Annotated in this window: 18 protein-coding genes; 11 read left to right on the top strand and 7 right to left on the bottom strand. The window is 58.0% G+C overall.

Features of this window, described 5'->3' with window-relative positions; genetic code table 11:
- Positions 1-31: 31 nt before the first annotated feature.
- From hrpB to fhuB, 6 genes are all read left to right on the top strand, one after another.
- The gene (gene hrpB / locus NWV12_RS03675; RefSeq protein WP_048978993.1) at positions 32-2,461 is read left to right on the top strand and encodes an ATP-dependent helicase HrpB; all 2,430 of its coding nucleotides are present in this window, start codon (positions 32-34) and stop codon (positions 2,459-2,461) included.
- Between the two features lie 188 nt (positions 2,462-2,649).
- Positions 2,650-5,175, top strand: coding sequence for a bifunctional glycosyl transferase/transpeptidase (gene mrcB / locus NWV12_RS03680; RefSeq protein ID WP_033144661.1), 2,526 nt, complete (start codon positions 2,650-2,652; stop codon positions 5,173-5,175).
- A 235-nt stretch (positions 5,176-5,410) separates the two neighbouring features.
- Positions 5,411-7,660 (top strand): ferrichrome porin FhuA, encoded by a 2,250-nt coding sequence (fhuA, locus tag NWV12_RS03685; protein WP_048978992.1) that lies wholly within the window; start codon positions 5,411-5,413, stop codon positions 7,658-7,660.
- Between the two features lie 50 nt (positions 7,661-7,710).
- Positions 7,711-8,508, top strand: coding sequence for a Fe3+-hydroxamate ABC transporter ATP-binding protein FhuC (gene fhuC, locus NWV12_RS03690; RefSeq protein WP_033144663.1), 798 nt, complete (start codon positions 7,711-7,713; stop codon positions 8,506-8,508).
- Positions 8,508-9,398: a Fe(3+)-hydroxamate ABC transporter substrate-binding protein FhuD gene (fhuD, locus tag NWV12_RS03695; protein WP_048978991.1), complete on the top strand. Its 891-nt coding sequence runs from the start codon at positions 8,508-8,510 to the stop codon at positions 9,396-9,398. The genes fhuC and fhuD overlap by 1 nt, the downstream gene beginning before the upstream one ends.
- Positions 9,395-11,377, top strand: coding sequence for a Fe(3+)-hydroxamate ABC transporter permease FhuB (fhuB, locus tag NWV12_RS03700; protein ID WP_048978990.1), 1,983 nt, complete (start codon positions 9,395-9,397; stop codon positions 11,375-11,377). The genes fhuD and fhuB overlap by 4 nt, the downstream gene beginning before the upstream one ends.
- Before the next feature lie 93 nt (positions 11,378-11,470).
- Here the strand turns inward: fhuB and hemL are convergent, their stop codons facing one another.
- Positions 11,471-12,751, bottom strand: coding sequence for a glutamate-1-semialdehyde 2,1-aminomutase (hemL, locus tag NWV12_RS03705; RefSeq protein ID WP_048974989.1), 1,281 nt, complete (start codon positions 12,749-12,751; stop codon positions 11,471-11,473).
- Between the two features lie 177 nt (positions 12,752-12,928).
- Here hemL and clcA point away from each other — a divergent pair, with 177 nt between their 5' ends.
- Together clcA and erpA are read left to right on the top strand one after the other, a co-directional pair.
- Positions 12,929-14,329: a H(+)/Cl(-) exchange transporter ClcA gene (clcA, locus tag NWV12_RS03710; RefSeq protein WP_048978989.1), complete on the top strand. Its 1,401-nt coding sequence runs from the start codon at positions 12,929-12,931 to the stop codon at positions 14,327-14,329.
- Positions 14,330-14,408: 79 nt separating this feature from the next.
- Positions 14,409-14,756 carry an iron-sulfur cluster insertion protein ErpA gene (erpA, locus tag NWV12_RS03715; protein ID WP_023310446.1) on the top strand — a complete coding sequence of 116 codons (348 nt, stop codon included), beginning with the start codon at positions 14,409-14,411 and terminating at the stop codon, positions 14,754-14,756.
- A 93-nt stretch (positions 14,757-14,849) separates the two neighbouring features.
- Here the strand turns inward: erpA and NWV12_RS03720 are convergent, their stop codons facing one another.
- The 3 genes from NWV12_RS03720 to mtnN are packed head-to-tail and all read right to left on the bottom strand — an operon-like array spanning position 14,850 to position 16,992.
- On the bottom strand, positions 14,850-15,473 hold the full coding sequence (locus NWV12_RS03720; protein WP_023310447.1) for a TRIC cation channel family protein: 624 nt from the start codon (positions 15,471-15,473) through the stop codon (positions 14,850-14,852).
- Between the two features lie 27 nt (positions 15,474-15,500).
- Entirely contained in the window at positions 15,501-16,301 is an 801-nt protein-coding gene (gene btuF / locus NWV12_RS03725) for a vitamin B12 ABC transporter substrate-binding protein BtuF (RefSeq protein ID WP_047060090.1), read from the bottom strand.
- Positions 16,294-16,992: a 5'-methylthioadenosine/S-adenosylhomocysteine nucleosidase gene (mtnN, locus tag NWV12_RS03730; RefSeq protein WP_014882620.1), complete on the bottom strand. Its 699-nt coding sequence runs from the start codon at positions 16,990-16,992 to the stop codon at positions 16,294-16,296. Before mtnN ends, btuF begins: the two co-directional genes overlap by 8 nt.
- Positions 16,993-17,074: 82 nt before the next feature.
- Between mtnN and dgt the strand changes: the two genes are divergently transcribed.
- The 3 genes from dgt (at position 17,075) to cdaR (ending at position 21,461) form a co-directional block, all read left to right on the top strand.
- Complete coding sequence (gene dgt / locus NWV12_RS03735; protein WP_048978988.1) at positions 17,075-18,589, top strand: dGTPase; 1,515 nt, start codon at positions 17,075-17,077, stop codon at positions 18,587-18,589.
- A gap of 131 nt (positions 18,590-18,720) precedes the next feature.
- A complete protein-coding gene (gene degP / locus NWV12_RS03740; protein ID WP_024907518.1) occupies positions 18,721-20,157 on the top strand; it encodes a serine endoprotease DegP in 1,437 nt (478 codons plus the stop codon).
- Positions 20,158-20,303: 146 nt separating this feature from the next.
- Positions 20,304-21,461: a DNA-binding transcriptional regulator CdaR gene (cdaR, locus tag NWV12_RS03745; protein WP_023310452.1), complete on the top strand. Its 1,158-nt coding sequence runs from the start codon at positions 20,304-20,306 to the stop codon at positions 21,459-21,461.
- A gap of 94 nt (positions 21,462-21,555) precedes the next feature.
- Here the strand turns inward: cdaR and NWV12_RS03750 are convergent, their stop codons facing one another.
- From NWV12_RS03750 to glnD, 3 genes are all read right to left on the bottom strand, one after another.
- Positions 21,556-21,942, bottom strand: coding sequence for a DUF3461 family protein (locus NWV12_RS03750; RefSeq protein ID WP_014168696.1), 387 nt, complete (start codon positions 21,940-21,942; stop codon positions 21,556-21,558).
- A 111-nt stretch (positions 21,943-22,053) separates the two neighbouring features.
- Positions 22,054-22,878: a 2,3,4,5-tetrahydropyridine-2,6-dicarboxylate N-succinyltransferase gene (gene dapD, locus NWV12_RS03755; RefSeq protein ID WP_008501915.1), complete on the bottom strand. Its 825-nt coding sequence runs from the start codon at positions 22,876-22,878 to the stop codon at positions 22,054-22,056.
- A 32-nt stretch (positions 22,879-22,910) separates the two neighbouring features.
- Positions 22,911-25,586: a bifunctional uridylyltransferase/uridylyl-removing protein GlnD gene (gene glnD / locus NWV12_RS03760; RefSeq protein WP_048978987.1), complete on the bottom strand. Its 2,676-nt coding sequence runs from the start codon at positions 25,584-25,586 to the stop codon at positions 22,911-22,913.
- Positions 25,587-25,638: the final 52 nt, after the last annotated feature.

A 25,638-nucleotide genomic window follows, 5' to 3' on the forward strand; every position in this document is an offset into this window, starting at 1 on the left:
GCCGACTAATGTTAACCCTCTGGAGCTGTTAGTGTCCTCATTGCCGGTCGCCGTCATTCTTCCTGAGCTTCTCGCTGCCTTACACCATTCCCCACAGGTTTTGCTGAATGCCCCAACGGGCGCGGGCAAGTCCACCTGGCTGCCGCTGCAGATTCTGAAAGACGGAAATATCCGCGGGAAAATTATCCTGCTGGAGCCGCGCAGGCTGGCCGCGCGCAACGTGGCTCAGCGTCTGGCGGAGCTGCTGAATGAAAAACCGGGCGAAACGGTAGGTTACAGGATGCGTGCCGAGACCTGCGTTGGTCCGAACACGCGTCTTGAAGTGGTCACCGAGGGTATTCTCACCCGCATGCTGCAAAACGATCCGGAGCTGAACGGCGTCGGGCTGGTGATCCTCGATGAATTCCACGAGCGCAGCCTGCAGGCGGATCTGGCCCTCGCGCTGTTGCTGGACGTGCAGCAGGGGCTGCGCGACGATCTCCGGCTGCTTATTATGTCGGCCACGCTGGATAACGAGCGGCTACGACAGGCATTACCCGATGCGCCGGTCATCAGCTCGGAAGGGCGGGCGTTTCCGGTTGAACGCCGCTATCAGCCGCTTCCCTCCCACCAGCGTTTTGACGAGGCCGTCGCCATTGCCACCGCTGAGCTGCTGCGCCAGGAAGCCGGTTCCCTGCTGCTGTTTTTACCCGGCGTGGGCGAAATCCAGCGCGTGCAGGAGCAGCTTTCTACCCGCGTAGGCGGCGACGTGCTGCTTTGTCCGCTCTACGGCGCGTTGTCGCTGCAGGATCAGCGTAAAGCGATTGTTCCCGCACCGGCGGGGCGGCGCAAGGTGGTGCTGGCAACCAACATTGCTGAAACCAGTTTGACCATTGAAGGGATTCGCCTGGTGGTGGATAGCGCGCAGGAGCGGGTGGCAAGCTTTGACCCTCGTACCGGGCTGACTAAACTCCTGACGCAGCGCATCAGCCAGGCGTCGATGGTGCAGCGCGCGGGCCGCGCGGGGCGTCTTGAGCCGGGCATCTGCCTGCATTTGACCAGCGCGGAGCAGGCTGAACGCGCTGCACAGCAAAGCACGCCGGAAATTTTACAAAGCGATTTGTCTGGTCTGGTGATGGATCTGCTGCAGTGGGGCTGCCCGAACCCTGAGCAGCTCACCTGGCTTAATCCTCCTCCTGTCGTAAACCTCACCGCTGCGCGCACGTTGCTGACGCAGCTTGGCGCGCTGGAAGGCGAGCGTCTGACGGCGCGCGGCCAGAAAATGGCGGCGCTGGGCAACGATCCGCGTCTGGCCGCGATGCTGGTGGCCGCGCAAGGGGATGATGAAATTGCCACGGCGGCAAAACTGGCGGCTATTCTTGAGGAGCCGCCTCGCGGTGGCAGCAGCGATCTGGGGCAGGCGTTTTCGCGCAGCCAGGGGAACTGGCAGCAGCGGGCGCAGCAGCTGGGCAAACGCCTGAATAGCCGGGGAGGTGCGCCTGACAGCGATAAGATTGCCTTCCTGCTGGCCCAGGCTTTCCCGGACAGGATCGCGCGTCGGCGCGGGCTGGATGGTCGCTACCAGCTGGCAAACGGCATGGGAGCGATGCTGGATAGCGATGATGCGCTGACGCGTCACGAATGGCTGATCGCCCCGCTGTTGCTGCAGGGCAGCCATTCTCCGGATGCGCGTATCCTGCTGGCGATAGCCGTAGATATTGACGCCCTGACGCGTGCCTGTCCGCAGCTGCTTCAGCAATCTGATACCGTGGAATGGGATGACGCCCAGGGCACGCTGAAGGCCTTTCGTCGCAGCCAGATTGGCAAGTTGACGCTTGGGACGAAGCCGCTGGCGAAGCCGTCGGAAGACGAGCTTCATCAGGCGATGCTGAACGGAATTCGGGAAAAAGGGCTGAGCGCCCTGAACTGGACGCCGGAAGCGGAGCAGTACCGCATTCGTCTGCACTGCGCCGCGAAGTGGCTACCGGAATACGGTTGGCCTGCGGTGGATGACGAGACGCTGCTCGCTACGCTTGAGCGCTGGCTACTGCCGCAAATGAGCGGCGTACACTCTCTGCGAGCCCTTAAGGCGCTTGATGTTAAGACCGCGTTACAGAATTTACTGGACTGGTCATTACGTCAACGTCTGGATAGTGAACTGCCAGGGCATTACACTGTGCCGACCGGAAGCCGGATTGCCATCCGTTATCATGAGGATAATCCTCCGGCGCTGGCGGTTCGGATGCAGGAGATGTTTGGTGAAGCCACAACGCCGTCCATTGCGGAAGGGCGTGTGCCGTTAGTGCTTGAGCTGCTGTCGCCTGCGCATCGTCCATTACAAATCACCCGAGATTTGGGTGCGTTCTGGGCGGGAAGCTACCGTGAAGTGCAAAAAGAGATGAAGGGGCGATATCCCAAACATGTCTGGCCGGACGATCCGGCGAATACGGCGCCGACGCGGCGAACGAAGAAATATTCGTAGGTTAGGTGAAAGAGGGAGTGCGGCCTGATGCCCTCACCCCGGCCCTCTCCCACGGGGAGAGGGAGAAAACACTAAAGACTTTCCTGACAGGAAAGTCTTGCTGTTTATTTTGAGAGATTTCTTCTTTCACAGGCCTGTGAAAGAAAAGAAAATCTGGCCTTTGCGCCTGAAAGTTGCGGAGAAAAAGCATGGCGGGGAATGACCGCGAGCCAATAGGACGTAAGGGAAAACCAACGCGTCCGGCGAAAGAAAAGGTAAGCCGTCGTCGCCTCAGAGATGAGGACTATGACGATGACTATGAAGACGATTATGAGGATGAAGAACCGATGCCGCGTAATGGAAAAGGCAAAGGGCGTAAGCCTCGGGGCAAACGCGGCTGGTTCTGGCTGCTGCTGAAGCTGTTTATTGTTTTTGTCGTCCTGATGGCGATTTACGGCGTGTATCTGGATCAGAAGATCCGTAGCCGTATCGACGGTAAAGTCTGGCAGCTACCTGCGGCAGTGTATGGCCGTATGGTGAACCTTGAGCCAGATATGTCCATCACCAAGAACGAGATGGTCAAACTGCTGGAAGCCACCCAGTATCGTCAGGTGTCAAAAATGACGCGGCCTGGCGAATTTACCGTGCAGTCCAACAGCATTGAGATGATTCGTCGTCCGTTTGATTTCCCGGACAGCAAAGAGGGGCAGGTGCGCGCGCGTCTGACCTTTGACGGCGATCGTCTGGACACCATCGAGAACATGGATAACAACCGTCAGTTCGGTTTCTTCCGTCTCGATCCGCGTCTGATCACCATGCTTTCGTCAGCAAACGGCGAGCAGCGCCTGTTCGTGGCGCGTAACGGCTTCCCGGATCTGCTGGTTGATACCCTGCTGGCAACCGAAGACCGTCACTTCTACGAGCACGATGGCATCAGCCTCTACTCGATTGGCCGTGCGGTACTGGCTAACCTGACTGCCGGTCGCACCGTGCAGGGAGCGAGTACGCTGACCCAGCAGCTGGTGAAAAACCTGTTCCTCTCCAGCGAACGCTCTTACTGGCGTAAAGCGAACGAAGCCTACATGGCCGTGCTGATGGATGCGCGCTACAGCAAGGATCGTATCCTTGAGCTGTACATGAACGAGGTGTACCTTGGTCAGAGCGGCGATAACGAAATCCGCGGCTTCCCGCTGGCGAGCCTGTACTACTTTGGCCGTCCGGTAGAAGAGCTGAGCCTGGACCAGCAGGCGCTGCTGGTGGGCATGGTGAAAGGGGCGTCCATTTATAACCCGTGGCGTAACCCGAAACTGGCGCTGGAGCGTCGTAACCTCGTTCTGCGTCTGCTGCAACAGCAGCAGGTGATTGACCAGGAGCTGTACGACATGCTGAGCGCGCGTCCGCTCGGCGTTCAGCCGCGCGGCGGCGTGATTTCGCCTCAGCCTGCGTTTATGCAGCTGGTGCGTCAGGAGCTGCAAAGCAAGCTCGGTGATAAGGTCAAAGATCTCTCCGGCGTGAAGATCTTCACCACCTTTGACTCCGTGGCGCAGGATGCGGCCGAAAAAGCGGCTGTGGAAGGCATTCCGGCACTGAAGAAACAGCGTAAGCTCTCCGATCTGGAAACCGCGATGGTGGTGGTTGACCGTAACACCGGCGAAGTGCGCGCGATGGTGGGCGGGGCCGAGCCGCAGTTTGCGGGCTACAACCGTGCGATGCAGGCGCGTCGCTCAATCGGCTCTCTGGCAAAACCGGCAACCTACCTCACAGCCCTGAGCCAGCCAAATCAGTATCGCCTGAATACCTGGATTGCGGATGCGCCGATCTCCCTGCGCCAGCCTAACGGCCAGGTCTGGTCACCGCAGAACGATGATAAACAGTTCAGCGGCCAGGTCATGCTGGTGGATGCGTTGACCCGTTCCATGAACGTGCCAACGGTGAACCTGGGCATGTCGCTGGGACTGCCGGCGATTGTCGATACCTGGCAAAAACTGGGCGTGGCGAAAGATCAGCTGCACCCGGTGCCGGCGATGATCCTCGGCGCGCTTAACCTGACGCCGATCGAAGTGGCGCAGGCGTTCCAGACCATTGCCAGCGGGGGCAACCGCGCGCCGCTGTCTGCCCTGCGCTCAGTGATTGCCGAAGATGGTTCCGTGCTGTATCAGAGCTTCCCGCAGGCGGAGCGTGCCGTTCCTGCTCAGGCCGCCTATATGACGCTGTGGACGATGCAGCAGGTCGTGCAGCGCGGTACCGGCCGTCAGCTGGGCGCGAAGTATCCGGGTCTGCATCTGGCGGGTAAAACCGGGACCACCAACAACAACGTCGATACCTGGTTCGCCGGTATTGATGGCCGTGAAGTGGTGATCACCTGGGTAGGCCGCGACAACAACCAGCCGACCAAGCTGTACGGCGCGAGCGGGGCGATGTCGATTTACCAGCGCTATCTGGCGAATCAGTCTCCTGTGCCGCTGAATCTGGTTGCGCCGGAAGATATCGTCGATATGGGCGTAGACAGCTCCGGTAACTTCGTCTGCGGCGGCGGAATGCGTACGCTGCCTGTCTGGACCGCAAACCCGGACTCGCTGTGCCAGCAAAGCCAGCCAGAACAGCCAACGGGTAACCCGTTCGACCAGTCTTCTCAGCCACAGCAGCCGCAGCAGCAACAGCCGCAGCAGCAGAATGAGAAGAAAGACAGCGACGGTGTCGCGGGCTGGATTAAAGACATGTTCGGCGGTAACTAAGCTTTTAAAGCCCTCTTCCCTGGAAGGGGGCTTTTTTTACCCGTAAACCTCATTTCGTTAACCCTCGCTTTAACTCTGATTAACCCTTCGTTTTCTCTTGATGATTTCTTAAACCCTTAATTCTCATAGGGCCGCTTACTGCTTGCTATGCAACCAGCGTTTCGCATATTATTCTGGCGCTCATAATAATAATTCTCGTTTACGTTATCATTCACTTTCACATCAGAGATTCAACATGGCGCTTTCCAATACTGCTCAGCCAATGAACACGTCGCTGCGTAAGCTCGCGGTCGTCGTCGCCACAGCGGTTGCCGGCATGTCTGCTTATGCTCACGCGGCCGAAACCCCGAAAAAAGAAGAAACCATTACGGTTACCGCAGCACCTGCGGCACAGGAAAGTGCCTGGGGGCCTGCTGCGACCATCGCCGCACGGCAATCCGCGACCGGAACCAAAACGGATACCCCTATTCAAAAGGTTCCGCAGTCTATTTCTGTGGTCACGGCCGAAGAGATGGCGCTGCATCAGCCGCGCTCGGTGAAAGAAGCCCTGAGCTACACGCCGGGCGTTGCGGTAGGCACGCGCGGCGCGTCTAACACCTATGACTATTTGATCATCCGCGGCTTCGCGGCCGATGGCCAGACGCAGAATAACTACCTCGACGGCATGAAAATGCAGGGGAACTTCTATAACGACGCGGTGATTGATCCTTATATGCTGGAGCGCGCCGAGATCATGCGCGGTCCGGTTTCCGTTCTGTACGGCAAAAGCAGCCCGGGCGGTTTGCTGAACATGGTCAGTAAGCGCCCAACAACCGAGCCGCTGAAAGAGATCCAGTTCAAAGTCGGCACGGATAGCCTGTTCCAGACCGGGTTTGACTTTAGCGATGCGATCGACGACGACGGCGTTTACTCTTATCGCTTAACGGGCGTTGCGCGTTCTAATAACGCTCAGCAGGAGCGTGCGGAAGAGCAGCGTTACGCCATCGCGCCATCGTTCTCATGGCGTCCGGATGATAAAACCACCTTCACGTTCCTCTCCTACTTCCAGAACGAGCCTGAAACGGGCTACTACGGCTGGTTGCCAAAAGAGGGAACGGTTGGGCCGCTGCCGAACGGCGATCGTCTGCCGACGAACTTCAACGAAGGCGCGAAGAACAATACCTATTCCCGTAACCAGAAAATGGTGGGATACAGCTTCGACCACGAGTTCAACGATACCTTTACCGTGCGTCAGAACCTGCGCTTTGCCGAGAACAAAACCTCGCAAAACAGCGTATATGGCTATGGCGTCTGTACCGATCCGGCAAACAGCGGCAACAAACAGTGTGCCGCGCTAGCGCCATCGGACAAAGGCCATTATCTGGCGCGTAAATACGTTGTCGATAACGAAAAGCTGCAGAACTTTACCGTTGATACCCAGCTGCAGAGCAAATTCTCAACCGGCGAGGTGGACCACGTCCTGCTGACCGGCGTTGACTTTATGCGCATGCGGAATGACATCAACTCCTGGTTCGGTTACGACGACTCTGTTCCGCTGCTGGATCTCTACAATCCGGTAAACGGCGATTTTGATTTCGGCTCAAAAGATCCCGCGACCTCCGGCCCATATCAGATCCTCAACCGTCAAAAACAGACGGGTCTGTACGTTCAGGATCAGGCGCAGTGGGATAAAGTGCTGGTAACCCTGGGCGGCCGTTATGACTGGGCCGATCAGGAATCCTACAACCGCGTGACGAACACCACCTCCAAACGTGATGATACCCAGTTCACCTGGCGCGGTGGCGTTAACTATCTGTTTGATAACGGCGTAACTCCGTACTTTAGCTACAGCGAATCGTTTGAACCGGCTTCGCAGACCGATGCCCAGGGCAAGCTGTTCTCCCCGTCTAAAGGCAAACAGTACGAAGCGGGCGTGAAATACGTGCCGAACGATCGTCCGATCGTCGTCACCGGTGCGTTGTACCAGCTGACCAAAACCAACAACCTGATGGCGGACCCGGCGGGCTCCTTCTTCTCGGTTCAGGGCGGTGAAATCCGCGCGCGTGGCGTAGAACTGGAAGCGAAAGCGGCCCTGTCTGCAAGCGTCAACCTGGTGGGGTCTTATACCTACACCGATGCGGAATACACCACGGACACCACCTACAAAGGCAACACGCCTGCTCAGGTGCCAAAACACATGGCATCGTTGTGGGGCGATTACACCCTGTTTGACGGTGCGCTGTCGGGTCTGACGCTGGGTACCGGCGTGCGTTACACGGGCTCAAGCTATGGCGATCCGGCGAACTCCTTCAAGGTGGGCAGCTACACCGTAGTCGATGCGCTGGTCAGATACGATCTGGCACGCGTTGGCATGGCTGGCTCAAACGTGGCGCTGCACGTAAACAACCTGTTCGATCGTGAGTACGTTGCCAGCTGCTTCAATACCTACGGCTGCTTCTGGGGTGCTGAACGTCAGGTTGTTGCCACCGCGACCTTCCGCTTCTAATCTCTCTTCGGGCACGGTTCGCCGTGCCCTTTTTATTTAAGTTGGCTGATATGCAGGATATTCAAACGCAACCCGACACCACCTTTACGCTCAACCATCTCTCCTTTCGCGTACCCGGGCGCACGCTGCTGCATCCGCTCTCTCTGACGTTTCCGGCCGGTAAAGTGACGGGCCTGATTGGTCATAACGGTTCCGGTAAATCCACGCTTCTCAAGATGCTGGGGCGCCATCAGCCGCCTTCAGAAGGCGATATTCTGCTGGATGACCAACCGCTGGAGAGCTGGAGCAGTAAAGCCTTTGCCCGCAAAGTGGCCTATCTGCCGCAGCAGCTGCCGCAGGCGGAAGGGATGACGGTGCGCGAGCTGGTGGCGATTGGGCGTTATCCGTGGCACGGTGCGCTTGGGCGCTTCGGCGTCGCCGACAGAGAGAAGGTGGAAGAGGCGATTGCGCTGGTCGGGCTAAAACCGCTGGCGCACCGTCTGGTGGATAGCCTGTCCGGCGGCGAACGTCAGCGCGCGTGGATCGCGATGCTGGTGGCGCAGGACAGCCGCTGTCTGCTGCTGGATGAACCGACCTCTGCGCTGGATATTGCCCATCAGGTCGACGTCCTGGCGCTGGTGCATCGCCTGAGCCAGCAGCGTGGCCTGACGGTCATTGCGGTCCTGCACGATATCAACATGGCCGCGCGCTATTGTGACTACCTCGTCGCGCTGCGCGGGGGCGAGATGATTGCCCAGGGGACACCGGCAGAGCTGATGCGCAGCGAAACGCTGGAACATATTTACGGTATTCCGATGGGTATTCTGCCTCACCCGGCCGGGGCTGCACCGGTGAGCTTTGTCTATTGATGCTGAATAACACACGCATTAGCCGCCGTCGCCTGCTGACGGCGATGGCGCTCTCGCCGCTGCTGTTAAAAATGAATACGGCGCGTGCCGCCGCCGTCGATCCGCACCGTATTGTGGCTCTGGAGTGGCTGCCGGTCGAACTGATGATGGCGCTCGGCGTCACGCCCTATGGCGTGGCGGACATTCCTAACTATAACCTCTGGGTGAACGAGCCAAAGCTGCCGGACTCGGTGATCGACGTCGGCCTGCGTACGGAGCCAAACCTTGAGCTGCTCACCCAGATGAAACCCTCGTTCCTGTTCTGGTCAGCGGGCTACGGCCCGTCAGAGGAGACAATGGCGCGCATTGCGCCGGGACGTGGATTTGCTTTCAGTGACGGTAAAAAACCGCTGGCCGTGGCGAAAAACTCGATTAACGAGATGGCGCATTTCCTCAACCGCGAAGCGGAGGCCAAAAAGCATCTCGACGAATTTGATGCCCTGATCTACTCCCTGAAGCCGCGCTTTGCTCACCGGGGCGATCGTCCGCTGCTGATGGTGACGCTGCTGGACGCCCGCCATATGCTGGTCTTCGGTAAAAACTGTCTGTTCCAGGAGGTGCTGGACAGCTTCGGCATTCGCAACGCCTGGGAAGGGGAGATGACCTTCTGGGGCAGTACCGCCGTGGGTATCGACCGCCTGGCGGCGTTTCGCGATGTGGACGTGCTCTGTTTCGACCACGGTAACGAACGCGACATGCAAACCCTGATGGCGACCCCGCTCTGGCAGGCGATGCCGTTTGTGCGCGAGAGGCGCTTCCAGCGCGCCCCGGCTGTCTGGTTCTACGGCGCGACGCTGTCGGCCATGCATTTTGCCCGCGTGCTGGATAACGCCCTGGGAGGTAAAGCATGAGTACGCGTATCGCCCGCTTCCCGGCGCTGCTGTTATCCCTGCTTTTTCTGGTTGCGCTGGTATTAACCGGCTTCAATCTCTCCGCGGCCTTACCGCGCGCGCAGTGGGGGGCCGCTCTGGCCTCGCCGGATATCGACAATATTCAGCAGATGCTGTTCCACTACAGCCTGCTGCCGCGTCTGGCGATCTCCCTTTTGGTCGGGGCCGGCTTAGGGCTGGTAGGCGTGCTGTTCCAGCAGGTGTTGCGTAACCCGCTGGCAGAACCAACCACGCTCGGCGTCGCGACCGGCGCGCAGCTTGGGATCACCATCACCACGCTGTGGGCGCTGCCGGGAGCGTTAACCTCGCAGTTTGCGGCACTCGCGGGGGCGTGCGTGGTGGGCGCGCTGGTATTTGGCGTGGCCTGGGGCAAGCGCCTTTCTCCGGTAACGCTTATTCTGGCCGGGCTGGTGGTGAGCCTGTACTGCGGGGCGATTAACCAGCTGCTGGTGCTGTTCCATCACGATCGGCTGCAAAGCATGTTCCTGTGGAGTACCGGCACGCTCACCCAGACCGACTGGAGCGTTGTAGAGCACCTGTGGCCGCAGCTGGCTGGCGGCGTCATGCTGACGCTGCTGCTGCTGCGCCCTCTGACGCTCATGGGGCTGGATGATGGCGTGGCGCGTAACCTGGGGCTGGCGCTGTCGCTGGCTCGTCTGGCGGCGCTGACGCTGGCGATTGTATTGAGTGCCCTGCTGGTCAACGCGGTTGGCATCATCGGGTTTATCGGCCTGTTTGCGCCGCTGCTGGCGAAAATGCTCGGGGCGCGTCGCCTGCTGGCGCGTCTGATGCTGGCGCCGCTGATTGGAGCGCTGATCCTCTGGCTTTCCGATCAGCTTATTCTCTGGCTGGCGCAGGTCTGGAGGGAAGTGTCCACCGGCTCTGTGACCGCGCTTATCGGGGCGCCGCTGCTGCTGTGGCTGCTGCCGCGCCTGCGCAGCATGAGCGCACCGGCGATGGACGCCGGCGATAAAGTCTACGCTGAACGTCAGTCGGTGCTGTGGTTTAGCCTTGCCGGTCTGGCGGTGCTGATTATCGCCTCGTTCGCGGCGCTCTCATTCGGACGCGATGCCATGGGCTGGCACTGGGCAACGGGTGATTTACTCAATGAACTGGTGCAGTGGCGCTGGCCGCGTATCTTCTCCGCGCTGATCGCAGGGGTGATGCTGGCGGTGGCGGGGTGCATTATTCAGCGTCTGACCGGCAACCCGATGGCAAGCCCTGAAGTGCTCGGGATCAGCTCTGGCGCCGCCTTTGGCGTGGTGCTGATGCTGTTCTTTGTGCCGGGGAATGCGTTTGGCTGGCTGATGCCTGCCGGCAGTATCGGCGCGGCAATCACGCTGATGATTATCCTGATTGCCGCCGGTCGCGGCGGATTTTCGCCGCACCGCATGCTGCTGGCCGGGATGGCGCTCAGCACCGCATTTACCATGCTGCTGATGATGCTGCAGGCCAGCGGCGATCCGCGTATGGCGAAGATCCTGACCTGGATTTCCGGCTCAACCTACAACGCCACCGGCAGCCAGGTGGTCTGGTCCGGGATCGCGATGCTCGTGCTGCTGGCGATGGTGCCGCTGTGCCGCCGCTGGATGACCATTCTGCCGCTCGGCGGCGAAACCGCGCGTGCGGTGGGAATGGCGCTGACGCCAGCGCGCGTGGCCCTGCTGCTGCTGGCGGCGTGCCTGACGGCGACGGCAACCCTGACGATTGGGCCGCTGAGTTTTGTCGGGCTAATGGCGCCGCACATTGCCAGAATGATGGGGTTCCGCCGGACGATGCCGCATATCGTCATGTCGGCCCTGACGGGCGGGGTGATGCTGGTGTTCGCGGACTGGTGCGGAAGAATGGTGCTGTTCCCGTATCAGATCCCGGCGGGTCTGCTGTCGACCTTTATCGGTGCGCCGTACTTTATTTATCTGTTGAGAAAGCAGAGTCGGTAATAAAAGTAAACGGCAATCCTTTGATTGCCGTTTTAGTGTTTGCTCCCTCTCCCCGTGGGAGAGGGTTGGGGTGAGGGCATCAAGCCGCACATCTTACAGCTTCGCAAACACCTTGCGCGCCGCGTCGATGGTGTTGTTGATATCATCTTCGCTGTGCGCCACGGACATAAAGCCCGCTTCGAACGCGGACGGCGCCAGGTACACGCCTTCTTCCAGCATCAGGTGGAAGAAGCGCTTGAAGCGTTCAACGTCGCACTTCACCACGTCCTGATAGCAGGTCACGGTTTTCGCATCGGTGAAGAAAATCCCGAACATGCCGCCCACGTGGTTAACCACCAGCGGAATACCCGCTTCTTCTGCCGCTTCCAGCAGACCGTTTGCCAGCTGCGAGGTCAGGTCGGTCAGGGTTTCGTGAATACCCGGCTGTGCCACTTCGGTCAGGCAGGCAAAGCCCGCCGCCATGGCGATAGGGTTACCGGAAAGCGTGCCCGCCTGGTAAACCGGGCCGGTTGGCGCCAGGGCTTCCATCACGTCCTTACGACCACCGAATGCGCCGACCGGCATGCCGCCGCCGATGATTTTGCCGAGGCAGGTCAGGTCCGGCACTACGTCGTAGTAAGACTGGGCACCCGCCAGCGCCACGCGGAAGCCGGTCATGACTTCATCGATGATCAGCAGCGCGCCGAACTCGTCGCACAGGGCACGCAGGCCCGGCAGGAAGTCAGGCTGCGGTGGGATGCAGTTCATGTTGCCGGCAACCGGCTCAACGATGATGCAGGCGATCTCCTGCGGATACTGCTCGAACGCCGCGCGAACGGTAGCAAGATCGTTGTAGGTGCAGGTCAGGGTGTGCTTCGCGAAATCTGCCGGTACGCCAGGCGAGTTCGGCTGGCCGAGCGTCAGCGCGCCGGAACCGGCCTTCACCAGCAGACAGTCGGCGTGACCGTGGTAACAGCCTTCAAACTTGATGATTTTATCGCGACCGGTAAAACCGCGCGCCAGGCGGATGGCGCTCATGGTGGCTTCGGTACCGGAGTTCACCATACGCACCATGTCCATGGTAGGCACCAGTTCGGTCACCAGCTCCGCCATTTTCACTTCCATTTCGGTTGGCGCACCGAAGCTCAGGCCGCGCTGGGCGGCTTCAATTACCGCGTTACGAATGGCCGGATGGTTGTGCCCCAGCACCATCGGCCCCCAGGAACCCACATAATCGATATAGGCTTTGCCATCGACATCATACAGATACGCGCCGTCAGCACGTTCGATAAACAGCGGCGTACCGCCCACGCCGGTGAAGGCGCGCACAGGTGAGTTCACACCACCCGGAATAAGCTCGCGGGCTGCACTGTAGAGGTTTTCAGACTTGCTCATGGCGTCGTTCCTGGTTCGAATAAAATGGTTAAGCCCACTATTCTAAGTGATTCGGGGAAGGTTATGAAATTTTTAGCCGGGCAATGCTTTAAGATTTGTTAAGTAATTTTCAGGAGACGGTGGGGCCGTCTCTGGTAAAATCCTCGCGGCTTTTTGTGTGACAAATAAGAACAGGACATGAAATCAGATTCTCCGTCTTTTGAAGAACAACAGTTTACGCTTGCCCAGCACCGAATCAGCATTCGGCGGCTGCTCAATCGCGATAAAACGCCGCTGGCGATCCTGCTGGCCGCTGCCGTGGTGGGCACTCTCGCGGGCCTGGTTGGCGTAGCGTTTGAAAAAGCGGTTAATGCCGTACTCAACTGGCGAGTGGGCACCGTGGCCGGTTTCGCCGACAGCGAATGGCTGGTCTGGGTGTGGGCATTCGGGCTGTCCGCGCTGTTTGCCATGGTGGGGTATTTTCTGGTGCGAAAATTCGCGCCGGAAGCCGGGGGATCGGGCATCCCTGAAATTGAAGGCGCGCTTGAGGAGCTGCGTCCGGTGCGCTGGTGGCGGGTGATTCCGGTTAAGTTCATCGGCGGCATGGGGACTCTGGGCGCGGAAATGGTGCTTGGACGGGAAGGACCCACGGTACAGCTGGGGGGGAACGTCGGCCGCATGGTGGGCGATCTGTTTCGGATGCGAAGCGCCGAAGCGCGCCATACGCTGCTGGCAACCGGCGCGGCGGCGGGACTTTCCGCCGCGTTTAACGCGCCGCTGGCGGGCATTTTATTCATTATCGAAGAGATGCGCGCGCAGTTCCGCTACAACCTGATCTCAATTAAAGCGGTATTCACCGGCGTCATTATGTCGAGCATCGTGTTTCGCATCTTTAATGGCGAGGGAGCGGTCATTGAGGTGGGTAAACTGACCAACGCGCCGGTCAACACCCTGTGGCTTTACCTGATCCTCGGCATGATTTTCGGCGTGGTGGGACCGCTGTTTAACACCTTTATCCTGCGCGCTCAGGATATGTTCCAGCGCATTCACGGCGGTAACACCACGAAATGGGTGCTGATGGGCGGTCTGCTGGGCGGAATGTGTGGCGTACTCGGGTTTATCGAGCCGAATGCCGCAGGCGGCGGGTTCGGGCTGATTCCCATTGCGGCGGCGGGGAATTTCAGCGTGGGTCTGCTGCTGTTTATGTTTATCTCACGGGTTATCACGACGGTACTGTGCTTCTCTTCCGGCGCGCCCGGGGGGATTTTTGCCCCGATGCTGGCGCTGGGTACGCTGCTCGGGACCGCGTTTGGTATGGCGGCTGAAGTGGGCTTTCCCGCCTATCACCTTGAAGCCGGGACCTTTGCGGTGGCCGGAATGGGGGCGCTGCTGGCCGCGTCCCTGCGTGCGCCCTTGACCGGGATCGTGCTGGTGCTGGAAATGACGGACAATTACCAGCTCATTTTGCCAATGATCATCACCTGTCTCGGCGCGACACTATTAGCCCAGTTCCTGGGTGGAAAACCGCTATACTCCACCATCCTCGCGCGTACCCTGGCGAAACAAGAGGCTGAACGGGCCGCCATGCAGAATACTTGAATGAATTACCAGGGTATTAGATAATGAGACAAAGAATTGGGTGAATTTTACCCAATAGCAGTATTCATGGGAGCATAAGATGAGTGATGACGTAGTAGCTGTACCGCTCGAATTTACCGAAGCAGCAGCCAACAAAGTGAAAGTTCTGATTGCCGACGAAGACAATCCGGATCTGAAACTGCGCGTTTATATTACCGGTGGCGGCTGCAGCGGCTTCCAGTATGGTTTTACCTTTGACGATCAGGTTAACGATGGCGATATGACTATCGAGAAACAGGGCGTCGCGCTGGTGGTTGACCCGATGAGCCTGCAATATCTGGTGGGTGGTTCGGTGGATTACACCGAGGGTCTGGAAGGTTCGCGCTTTGTGGTCACTAACCCGAATGCGACAAGCACCTGCGGGTGTGGATCTTCGTTCAGCATCTAACAGAGTACGGGCTGATGCCGTTACTCTGTCCCTCTCCCACAGGGAGAGGGAGAAAAGACTAAAAACGGTAACCTTGCGGTTACCGTTTTGTTTTTACCTGCCATTATCATCCAGCGCAAACGTCGGCAGCTTCAGGTGCCAGCGTATCGCCGCTAAGCGTATCACCAGCGTCACGACCATCCCCAGCATCGCGGCATTTTCCAGCGGGAGGGCAAAGGTGTAGTACGCTGTCGCGTGAACAATCCCGCCCACAATGCAGGCCGTTGCGTAAATTTCAGTACGCAGGATCATCGGCACTTCACGCGCCAGAATGTCGCGAATGATCCCACCGCCCACGCCGGTTAATACGCCCATGCAGATTGCCACCATCGGACCGGTACCCGCATTAAACGCCTTGTTGACGCCAATACCGACAAACACGGCCAGACCCACGGCATCCAGTACCGGCAATATCCACTTGGGCAAGCGGCGGGGCTGGCGAACCAGCACAATGGTTAACAGGCAGGTGACCATCGCGACCACCAGATCGGTAGGATCTTTCACCCAAAACACCGGGCCATTTGCCAGCGCCATATCGCGGATAGTCCCGCCGCCGACGGCGGTCACGACGCCCAGCACCAGCACGCCAAACGGATCCATGCGTAGTTTTCCGGCGAGCAGAACGCCGGAGATAGCAAAAACGGCTGTGCCAAGAATATCCAGCCAATAAACGAGCATCGTTAAATCCTCGAAAAGGGTCTTATGTTAGTGACTCTCTGCCAGCGCGGCACAGAGCTGTTTTGCGGCGAGGATAATACGCGGGCTGGCGCGTTCAAACCAGTCGCTGTTGAGTGGGATCACCGGAATTTTTAGCTGCTTTTGCCAGAATTGTTCAATTTTAGGAATCTCGCTCGCATTTCCGACCACGACGATGGCCTGCGGCTGGCGCGCCAGGACCTGCTCGCGGCTCACCTGCGGCCACGGTACCCGGCTGGCAGCAAAGATGTTTTCACCGCCGCAGACTTCCAGTACCTGGTTCTGAATCGACCCTTTACCAGTGGTGAACAGCGGCTGGCTGCCAAACTGCAGGAAGATGCGCTTTTTAACAGGGGTATCGTATCGGGATTTCAGCGCGGCATAGTCGCTCAGCATCTGTTTCGCCGCAGCCTCGGCTTTTTTGGGCGTCGGGCTATAGGGTGCCAGAGCGCGTAGCGCCTGAGCGACCTGCTCAATGCTGACGGCATCAATCCACATCACCTTTATGCCAAGCGAGGTGAGTTGGTTAACCTGCCGCTCGGCGTTGCCGCCGCGCCAGGCCAGCACGAGATCCGGTTTAAGCGCCACGATGCGCTCAAGGTTCATCCCCTGCCAGGTTGCCACCTGTTCAATACCCGCGGCTTGCGGTGGGTAATCCGAAAAGCTACTCACGCCAACGGGCGTGATCCCGGCGGCAAACGCCAGTTCCGTATTTGCGGGAGAGAGGGTAATCACGCGCGGTAACGCATAGAGCCACAGCGGTGCGAGAAGAAGCAGGGCGGCCAGCGCCCTGACAGTATGTTTAGCCACGTGCCAGATTCTGCACCAGGCGCTCCACCATCACGGTGGACTGTTTTGCCGCAACGGTCAGGAACTCGTCGAAGCTGATGTGGGACTGCTGGTCTGCCACGTCAGAGATGGCGCGAACCACCACGAACGGTACGCTGAAGTTATGGCAAACGTGAGCGATCGCGGTCGCTTCCATCTCAACGGCAACCGCCTGAGGGAAGTTATGACGGATTTTCGCCAGCCCAACGGAGCCGTTGATGAAGGCATCACCGCTGACAATCAGACCGCGCACCGCGTTGAGGTTGAGTTCTGCGATGCAGGTCTCTGCCGCCGCAATCAGTTTGTCGTCAGCTTTAAAACCAGCAGGGCAGCCCGGGAGCTGGCCGTACTCGTAACCGAACGCGGTGACGTCGGCATCGTGGTAACGCGCTTCGTCGGAAACAACGATATCGCCCACTTTCAGCGTCGGCGCCAGGCCGCCCGCAGAGCCGGTATTCACGATCACGTCCGGCTTGCAGCGCTCAAGCAGCAGGGTTGCACCCAGCGCAGCAGCCACTTTACCGATGCCTGATTTCAGCAGAGCCACGTCAACACCGTTCAGCTGGCCGGTATAGATCTCACAACCTCCCAGAGAGAGGGTCTGACGGTTCTCAATTTTGTCACGCAGCAGCGTAACTTCTTCTTCCATTGCACCAATAATGCCGATTTTCATAGATTTACTCGCGATGTGCCTTGTTAAGATGCATAGTCTATCATGCGGTTAAGGGGAAACGCATTCTCACGCGGGGGAGCACATGTCACCAATCGATTTTCGCACCAAAATAAACTGGCACCGACGTTTCCGTTCGCCGCAGGGCGACAAGAGCGAACATGAGATCCTGCGTATATTCGAGAGCGATCGCGGGCGGATCGTTAACTCGCCTGCCATCCGCCGTCTGCAGCAAAAAACTCAGGTGTTCCCGCTGGAGCGTAACGCCGCGGTGCGCACGCGCTTAACCCACTCGATGGAAGTGCAGCAGGTCGGGCGCTACATTGCCAAAGAGATTTTGAGCCGTCTCAAAGAGCAGCGTTTACTGGAAGCCTATGGTCTGGACGAGCTGACGGGGCCCTTCGAGAGCATCGTTGAGATGGCCTGCCTGATGCATGACATCGGCAACCCGCCTTTCGGCCACTTTGGTGAGGCGGCGATCAATGACTGGTTTAAGCAGCGGCTTTATCCTTCGGATGCGGTAAGCCAGCCCCTCAGCGATGACCGCTGCATCGTACGCGATTTACGCCTGCGTGAAGGTGAAGAGGGGCTGAACGATCTGCGCCGTAAAGTGCGCCAGGATTTGTGTCACTTCGAGGGCAACGCGCAGGGGATCCGGCTGGTCCATTCCCTGATGCGCATGAACCTGACCTGGGCACAGGTCGGCTGCATTCTGAAATATACGCGCCCCGCGTGGTGGATGGGGGATACGCCCGCGTCCCACAGCTATTTAATGAAAAAACCGGGCTATTACCTTTCCGAAGAGGCCTATATTGAACGGTTACGTAAAGAACTTTCATTGACGCCAAACGGCCGCTTTCCATTGACGTGGATTATGGAAGCCGCCGATGATATTTCCTATTGCGTGGCCGATCTGGAAGATGCCGTGGAGAAAAGAATCTTCAGCGTCGAGGAGCTTTATCAACATCTTTATGCGTCCTGGGGTACCCATGAAAAAAGTTCGCTGTTTGCGCAGGTTGTCGAAAATGCCTGGGAAAAATCGCGCTCAAATACATTAAGCCGCAGTACGGAAGACCAGTTCTTTATGTATTTGCGGGTCAATACATTAAATAAACTGGTGCCGTATGCGGCGTCGCGTTTTATTGATAATTTGCCGCTCATTTTCAGCGGGGAATTCAACCACGCGCTGCTGGAAGATGACAGTAGTTTCAGTCAACTCCTTGAGCTTTATAAACATGTGGCGATGCGGCATGTATTCAGCCATCCGGATGTCGAGCAGCTAGAGCTGCAGGGCTATCGGGTAATCAGTGGGTTACTGGAAATTTATTCCCCGTTGCTTCAGCTGTCGGTCGATGAATTCAGCGAACTGGTGGAACACGAGCGCGTGCGCAGAATACCCATCGAATCGCGGCTTTATCAGAAACTTTCTACCCGGCATCGTCTGGCGTATGTCGAAGCGATTGGCAAGCTGGAACGCAACTCTCCCCAATGGCCGGTGATGGAATATTATTATCGCTGCCGTCTTATCCAGGACTATATCAGCGGCATGACGGATTTGTATGCCTGGGATGAATACCGCAAGCTCATGGCGGTGGAATAATTCCGGAGTTTTGTAAAGACGGCCAATAAATTTTTACCTTTTCCATAAACTTATCGCCGGAACTAAGCGGTATAAAATGAATCTGAGTTACACAGCAATTTTGCGTTACCTGTAAATCGAGATTGAGAAATATGAAAAAAACCACATTAGCAATGAGTGCACTGGCTCTGAGTTTAGGTTTAGCGCTGTCTCCTCTGACTGCTACTGCAGCCGAGACCGCGTCGTCGGCAGCAACCGCGCAGCAGATGCCAAGCCTGGCACCGATGCTCGAAAAAGTGATGCCATCGGTGGTGAGTATTAACGTTGAGGGCAGCACGACCGTCAATACGCCGCGTATGCCGCGTAACTTCCAGCAGTTCTTCGGCGACAACTCGCCGTTCTGCCAGGACGGTTCGCCATTCCAGAGCTCTCCGTTCTGTCAGGGCGGCGGTGCCGGGGATGACAGCCAGGGCGGCGGCCAGCAGCAGAAATTCATGGCGCTTGGCTCGGGGGTAATTATTGATGCGGCGAAAGGCTACGTCGTCACTAACAACCACGTTGTCGATAACGCGAACAGCATTAAGGTTCAGCTGAGCGATGGCCGTAAGTTCGACGCCAAAGTAGTGGGTAAAGACCCGCGCTCCGACATTGCGCTGATCCAGATTCAGGATCCGAAAAACCTGACGGCGATTAAAATTGCCGACTCCGATGCGCTGCGCGTGGGCGACTATACCGTGGCGATCGGTAACCCGTTCGGTCTGGGTGAAACCGTGACATCCGGTATCGTCTCAGCGCTGGGCCGTAGCGGCCTCAACGCTGAGAACTACGAAAACTTCATCCAGACGGATGCGGCGATCAACCGCGGTAACTCCGGCGGTGCGCTGGTGAACCTGAACGGTGAGCTGATCGGTATCAACACCGCTATCCTGGCACCGGACGGCGGCAACATCGGGATCGGTTTTGCTATCCCAAGTAACATGGTGAAAAACCTGACCGCGCAGATGGTGCAGTATGGCCAGGTGAAACGCGGCGAGCTGGGTATCCTCGGTACGGAGCTGAACTCCGAACTGGCTAAGGCGATGAAAGTTGACGCTCAGCGCGGGGCATTCGTCAGCCAGGTGATGCCAAATTCTTCTGCGGCGAAAGCGGGCATTAAAGCGGGGGATGTAATCACCTCCCTGAACGGTAAACCGATCAGCAGCTTTGCCGCCCTGCGTGCCGAAGTGGGCTCGATGCCGATTGGCAGTAAAGTGACCCTCGGCCTGCTGCGCGACGGTAAGCCGGTTAACGTGAGCCTGGAGCTGCAGCAGAGCAGCCAGAATCAGGTGGATTCCAGCACCATCTTCAGCGGTATTGAAGGTGCCGAGATGAGCAATAAAGGCGCAGACAAAGGCGTGGTGGTGAACAACGTGAAAGCGAATTCACCGGCAGCCCGTATCGGCCTGAAAAAAGGCGATGTGATCATGGGTGCTAACCAGCAGCCGGTGAAAAACATCGCTGAACTGCGCAAAATTCTCGACAGCAAGCCTTCCGTGCTGGCGCTGAATATCCAGCGTGGTGATACCTCTCTTTATCTGCTGATGCAGTAATCCTCTGAAGCCCCTGTTCGCAGGGGCTTTCTCGTTTTTGTGATTCTTGCCACAACTCCATACTTCTCCCTCTCTCTTTGTGCATTCGCACAATGCAGCCGTCGCTGAACTTCCCTATGCTTGAGCTCTGCTCACGGGAGGGTTACATGGCTGGCTGGCATCTTGATACCAAAATGGCGCAGGATATCGTGGCGCGCACCATGCGCATTATTGATACCAATATCAACGTAATGGATGCCCGCGGGCGCATTATTGGCAGCGGCGATCGCGAGCGTATTGGGGAATTGCACGAAGGTGCGCTGCTGGTGCTTTCTCAGGGGCGGGTCGTGGATATCGACGATGCGGTAGCGAAACACCTGCACGGCGTACGTCAGGGCATCAATTTACCGCTGCGTCTTGAAGGCGAAATTGTGGGGGTAATCGGCCTCACCGGCGAGCCCGAGTCACTGCGAAAATACGGTGAGCTGGTCTGTATGACGGCAGAGATGATGCTGGAGCAGTCGCGCCTGATGCACCTGCTCGCTCAGGACAGCCGCCTGCGTGAAGAGCTGGTAATGAACCTTATTCAGGCGGAAGAGCATACGCCTGCGCTCAGCGAATGGGCGCAGCGTCTGGGGATCGATTTAAATCAGCCGCGCGTGGTGGCGGTCATTGAGGTCGATAGCGGCCAGCTTGGCGTGGACAGCGCGATGGCCGAACTGCAGCAGCTGCAAAATGCGCTGGCGACGCCGGAGCGCGATAACCTGGTGGCGATCGTTTCTCTGACGGAAATGGTGGTCCTCAAACCGGCGCTCAATGCGTTCGGCCGCTGGGATGCCGACGATCATCGTCGTCGCGTGGAGCAGCTGATCTCCCGGATGGAGGAGAACGGCCAGCTGCGTTTTCGCGTTGCGCTGGGCAACTACTTTACCGGGCCGGGCAGTATCGCCCGCTCCTGGCGTACCGCGCGCACCACCATGATGGTGGGCAAGCAGCGGATGCCGGAGAGCCGCAGCTATTTCTATCAGGATCTGATGCTGCCGGTGCTGCTCGACAGCCTGCGCGGGGGCTGGCAGGCCAATGAGCTGGCGCGGCCATTGGCGCGTCTGAAAGCCATGGACAACAACGGCCTGCTGCGCCGGACGCTGCAGGCGTGGTTCCGGCATAACGTGCAGCCGCTGGCGACCTCGAAGGCGCTGTTTATTCACCGCAATACGCTTGAGTATCGGTTAAACCGGATTTCGGAGCTGACGGGGCTAGATCTGGGAAATTTTGACGACAGGCTGCTGCTGTATGTGGCGCTGCAGCTGGACGAACAGAGATGATGCTGTATGCGGTCTGGTGCCCTCACCCCATCCCTCTCCCACGGGGAGAGGGCGCAAACACTAAAAACGGCAATCAAGGATTGCCGTTTTGCTTTTATTTCCGCGTTAATTTCTCAAGATCCGCTTCAATCTCGCTGATCTTATTCGTCACAACGCTTTCAAGGTGACGCAGATCGTCAAGGATCTTACGCTTGAGATCGACTTCGGTGCGGTCGCGCTGGCAGATCTGATCGAGTTCATCGATCACATAGCGCAGGTTAGGGCTGATTTCCTGTACTTCTTTGTAGCCCTGTCCTACACCGTCAGCCACAACGGTCTTACGCTGGCGTGGATATTTAAACTTCACGCTTTTGGCGAAAAACTCTCCTTTGTCCTTGTGAAAATAGATTTTCAGAATATCGTTATTGGCTTCCTGACGGAGGCTGTAACGATCAATTTCATCAGGATTGGTAATGCCCAGACTTTTCAGATTATCGTACATAGCGGTACCCTTGATCTCAACATAACCTTTGAATAATTAACGAAAAAATCTATTTTCGCCACCCTCCGATATAAAAAAAGCGGGGTTGCCCCCGCTTTTTGTTATACCCGATTAATCGATGGTGCGCAGCAATTCGTTGATGCCCACTTTACCGCGCGTTTTCGCATCCACTTTCTTCACGATAACCGCACAGTACAGGCTGTATTTGCCATCTTTTGACGGCAGGTTGCCGGAAACCACCACGGAGCCTGCCGGAACGCGACCGTAGTGAACTTCACCGGTTTCACGGTCGTAAATACGGGTGCTCTGACCGATGTAAACGCCCATGGAGATCACGGAACCTTCTTCAACGATCACGCCTTCAACCACTTCAGAGCGCGCGCCGATGAAGCAGTTGTCTTCGATGATGGTCGGGTTAGCCTGCAGTGGCTCCAGAACACCACCGATGCCCACGCCGCCGGAAAGGTGAACGTTTTTACCGATTTGCGCGCAGGAACCGACGGTCGCCCAGGTATCAACCATGGTGCCTTCGTCAACGTAGGCACCGATGTTCACGTAGGATGGCATCAGCACGGTGTTGCGTGCGATAAACGCGCCCTGACGAACCGCCGCAGGCGGTACCACGCGGAAGCCTTCTTTCTGGAAACGCGCTTCGTCGTAGTCAGCGAATTTCATTGGCACTTTATCGAAGTAGCGGCTTTCTGCTCCGTCGATAACCTGGTTATCGTTGATACGGAAAGAGAGCAGCACGGCTTTCTTCAGCCATTGATGAGTGACCCACTGACCGTCGATTTTTTCTGCCACGCGCAGCGCGCCGGAATCCAGAAGGGAAATCACCTGGTTTACCGCTTCACGGGTCACGGTATCCACATTTGCCGGGGTAATCTCGGCGCGACGCTCAAAAGCGGACTCAATAACGTTCTGTAACTGCTGCATTGTTTACTCTTTCCATTTCACTAAAAAACATATCACCCTTTATCGTTTGGATTGAGGGCTGCTGTCAACCGTTGTTGCACTTCAAGCTGCAGGTCATTATTAAGGGCACGCCGGTCCGCTGTTGCGATTATAAATAAATCTTCTACTCGCTCGCCAATCGTTGTAATTCGGGCGCCGTGGAGCGAAATTCCCAGATCGGCAAAAACCTGGCCGACGCGGGCAAGCAGCCCTGGCTGGTCGAGCGCGATCAGCTCCAGGAACGATTTACGGTCGGTGTGGGTCGGCAGGAAATTGACCTCGGTATCGACGGTAAAGTGGCGCAATTTCGCCGGCTGGCGACGCGGCTGCGGGGGCTGCCAGCTGCGCTGGGTAATCGCCTGTTCCAGACCAAAACGTATCCCTTCATGCCTGTCTGACGAGAGCGGGCTGCCGTCCGGCTCAAGCACGATAAAGGTGTCCATCGCCATGCCGTCGCGGGTGGTGAAAATCTGCGCGTCGTGAACGCTCAGGTTACGCCTGTCCAGTTCGGCGCAGACCGCAGCAAACAGATAAGGTCGGTCCGGGCTCCAGATGAAAATCTCCGTCCCGCCGCGGGTAGCCTGCGGGCTCAGCAGGATCATCGGCTGGGACAGGTCGTGCTTCAGCAGATGCCGCGCGTGCCACGCAAGCTGGTTTGGGCTATGGCGGACAAAATAGTTGGCGCGGCAGCGGGCCCAAATCTGATGCAGTGCCTCTTCATCAATATTATCCATCCGCAGCAGCGCCAGCGCCTGCAGCTGGTGATGGCGCACGCGCTCGCGCATGTCCGGGGTGTTTTGCATCCCGCGACGCAGCTGTTTTTCGGTGGCGAAGTACAGCTCGCGCAGCAGGCTCTGCTTCCAGCTGTTCCACAGGGTCTCGTTGGTGGCGCAGATATCGGCCACCGTCAGGCAGACCAGATAGCGCAGACGATTTTCCGTCTGAACCTCTTCCGCGAACTGCTTGATCACTTCCGGATCCTGAATGTCACGACGCTGCGCGGTGACCGACATCAGCAGGTGATGGCGCACCAGCCAGGCCACCAGCTGCGTTTCACGCGAGTTCAGGCCGTGCAGTTCGGCAAATTTCAGCACGTCCTGCGCGCCCAGCACCGAATGGTCACCGCCGCGACCTTTGGCGATATCGTGGAACAGGGCGGCAATCAGGATCAGTTCCGGATGGGTCAGGCGCGGCCACAGTTCGACGCAGAGCGGGTGGCGGGAGCGCGTCTCTTCTCTCGCAAAGCTTTCCAGCTTTAGCATCACGCGGATCGTGTGTTCATCCACCGTGTAGGCGTGGAACAGATCGAACTGCATTTGCCCGACAATGTGCGACCACTGCGGCATATAGGCCCACAGCACGCTGTGGCGGTGCATCGGCAGCAGGCCGCGGCTGACGGCGCCCGGGTGGCGGAGCATGCTCAGGAACAGCGAACGCGCTTCCGGGATATAGCACAGCGGCTGCGTCAGATGACGGCGCGCGTGGCGCAGATGGCGCAGAGTGGTGGAGTAGATTCCGGTGATGGTGCTGTTGCGCACCATGGTATAGAACATCCGCAGAATCGCTTCCGGCTCGCGGATGAACAGCGTTTCGTCGCGCAGGTCGATAAGCGTGCCGCGCAGCTGGAATTCGTCATCAATCGGGCGCGGTTTTTCGTCCGCCGTCAGGGCCAGAATGGCCTCGTCGAACAGCTGCAACAGCATCTGGTTCAGCTCGCTCACCCGGCGGGTGACGCGGAAGAAATCCTTCATCATGTGCTCAACCGGCTCGTTGCCTTCGCCCTGATAATTCAGGCGCTGAGCCACGCTGAGCTGACGGTCAAACAGCAGGCGGTTATCGTAGCGGGTGACTTCCAGATGCAGGGCAAACCGGATGCGCCACAGCAGGTGCAGGCACTCGTTCAGCTCGTTACGCTCGGCCTCGGTTAAAAAGCCGAAGCCGACCATCTCGTCCATCGAGGTGGCACCAAAATGGCGGCGGGCGACCCACTGCAGGGTGTGGATGTCGCGCAGGCCGCCGGGGCTGCTTTTAATATCGGGTTCAAGATTATAGCTGGTGCCGTGGTAGCGCTGGTGGCGCTGGTTTTGCTCCTCGACCTTCGCGGCGAAGAACTTTTCTGACGGCCAGAAGCCGTCGCTGAAGATGTGTTTTTGCAGCTCCAGGAACAGGGCGACGTCACCAATCAGCAGGCGGGTTTCAATCAGGTTGGTGGCGACGGTCAGGTCCGATAACCCTTCCAGCAGACACTCTTCCAGGGTACGCACGCTGTGGCCGACTTCCAGCTTTACGTCCCAGAGCAGCGTCAGCAGTTCGCCAATTTTTTGCGCCTGTTCGTCCGGCAGCTTTTTGCGGCTTAAGATCAGCAGATCGATATCGGAAAGCGGATGCAGCTCACCGCGGCCATAGCCCCCGACGGCAACCAGCGCAACATCACTGATTTGCCCAAACCCGTAATCGATCCACAGGCGCTGCAGCAGCTGGTCGATAAATTCGGTGCGCGCTTCAATGAGCTGCTCGGCCGACACGCCTGCGTCGAACGCGCTGCCCAGCCAGCGATGGAAAACATCCATATGGGCTTTAATATGCGCGCAGGTCAGCTCGTGCGACGGCCAGACGCCCGGGTTATCGGGCTGGTCGGGGAGGGTGGGAAGTGCTGTGTTAGCATACTGTTCGGGTAAAAGATTGCTCATCGTGCGCCACCCATAAGAAAAAGCTATAGCCATTAAAAAAGCCGGCATTTGC

Source organism: Enterobacter sp. Crenshaw (assembly GCF_024734705.1).
GTDB lineage: Bacteria > Pseudomonadota > Gammaproteobacteria > Enterobacterales > Enterobacteriaceae > Enterobacter > Enterobacter asburiae_B.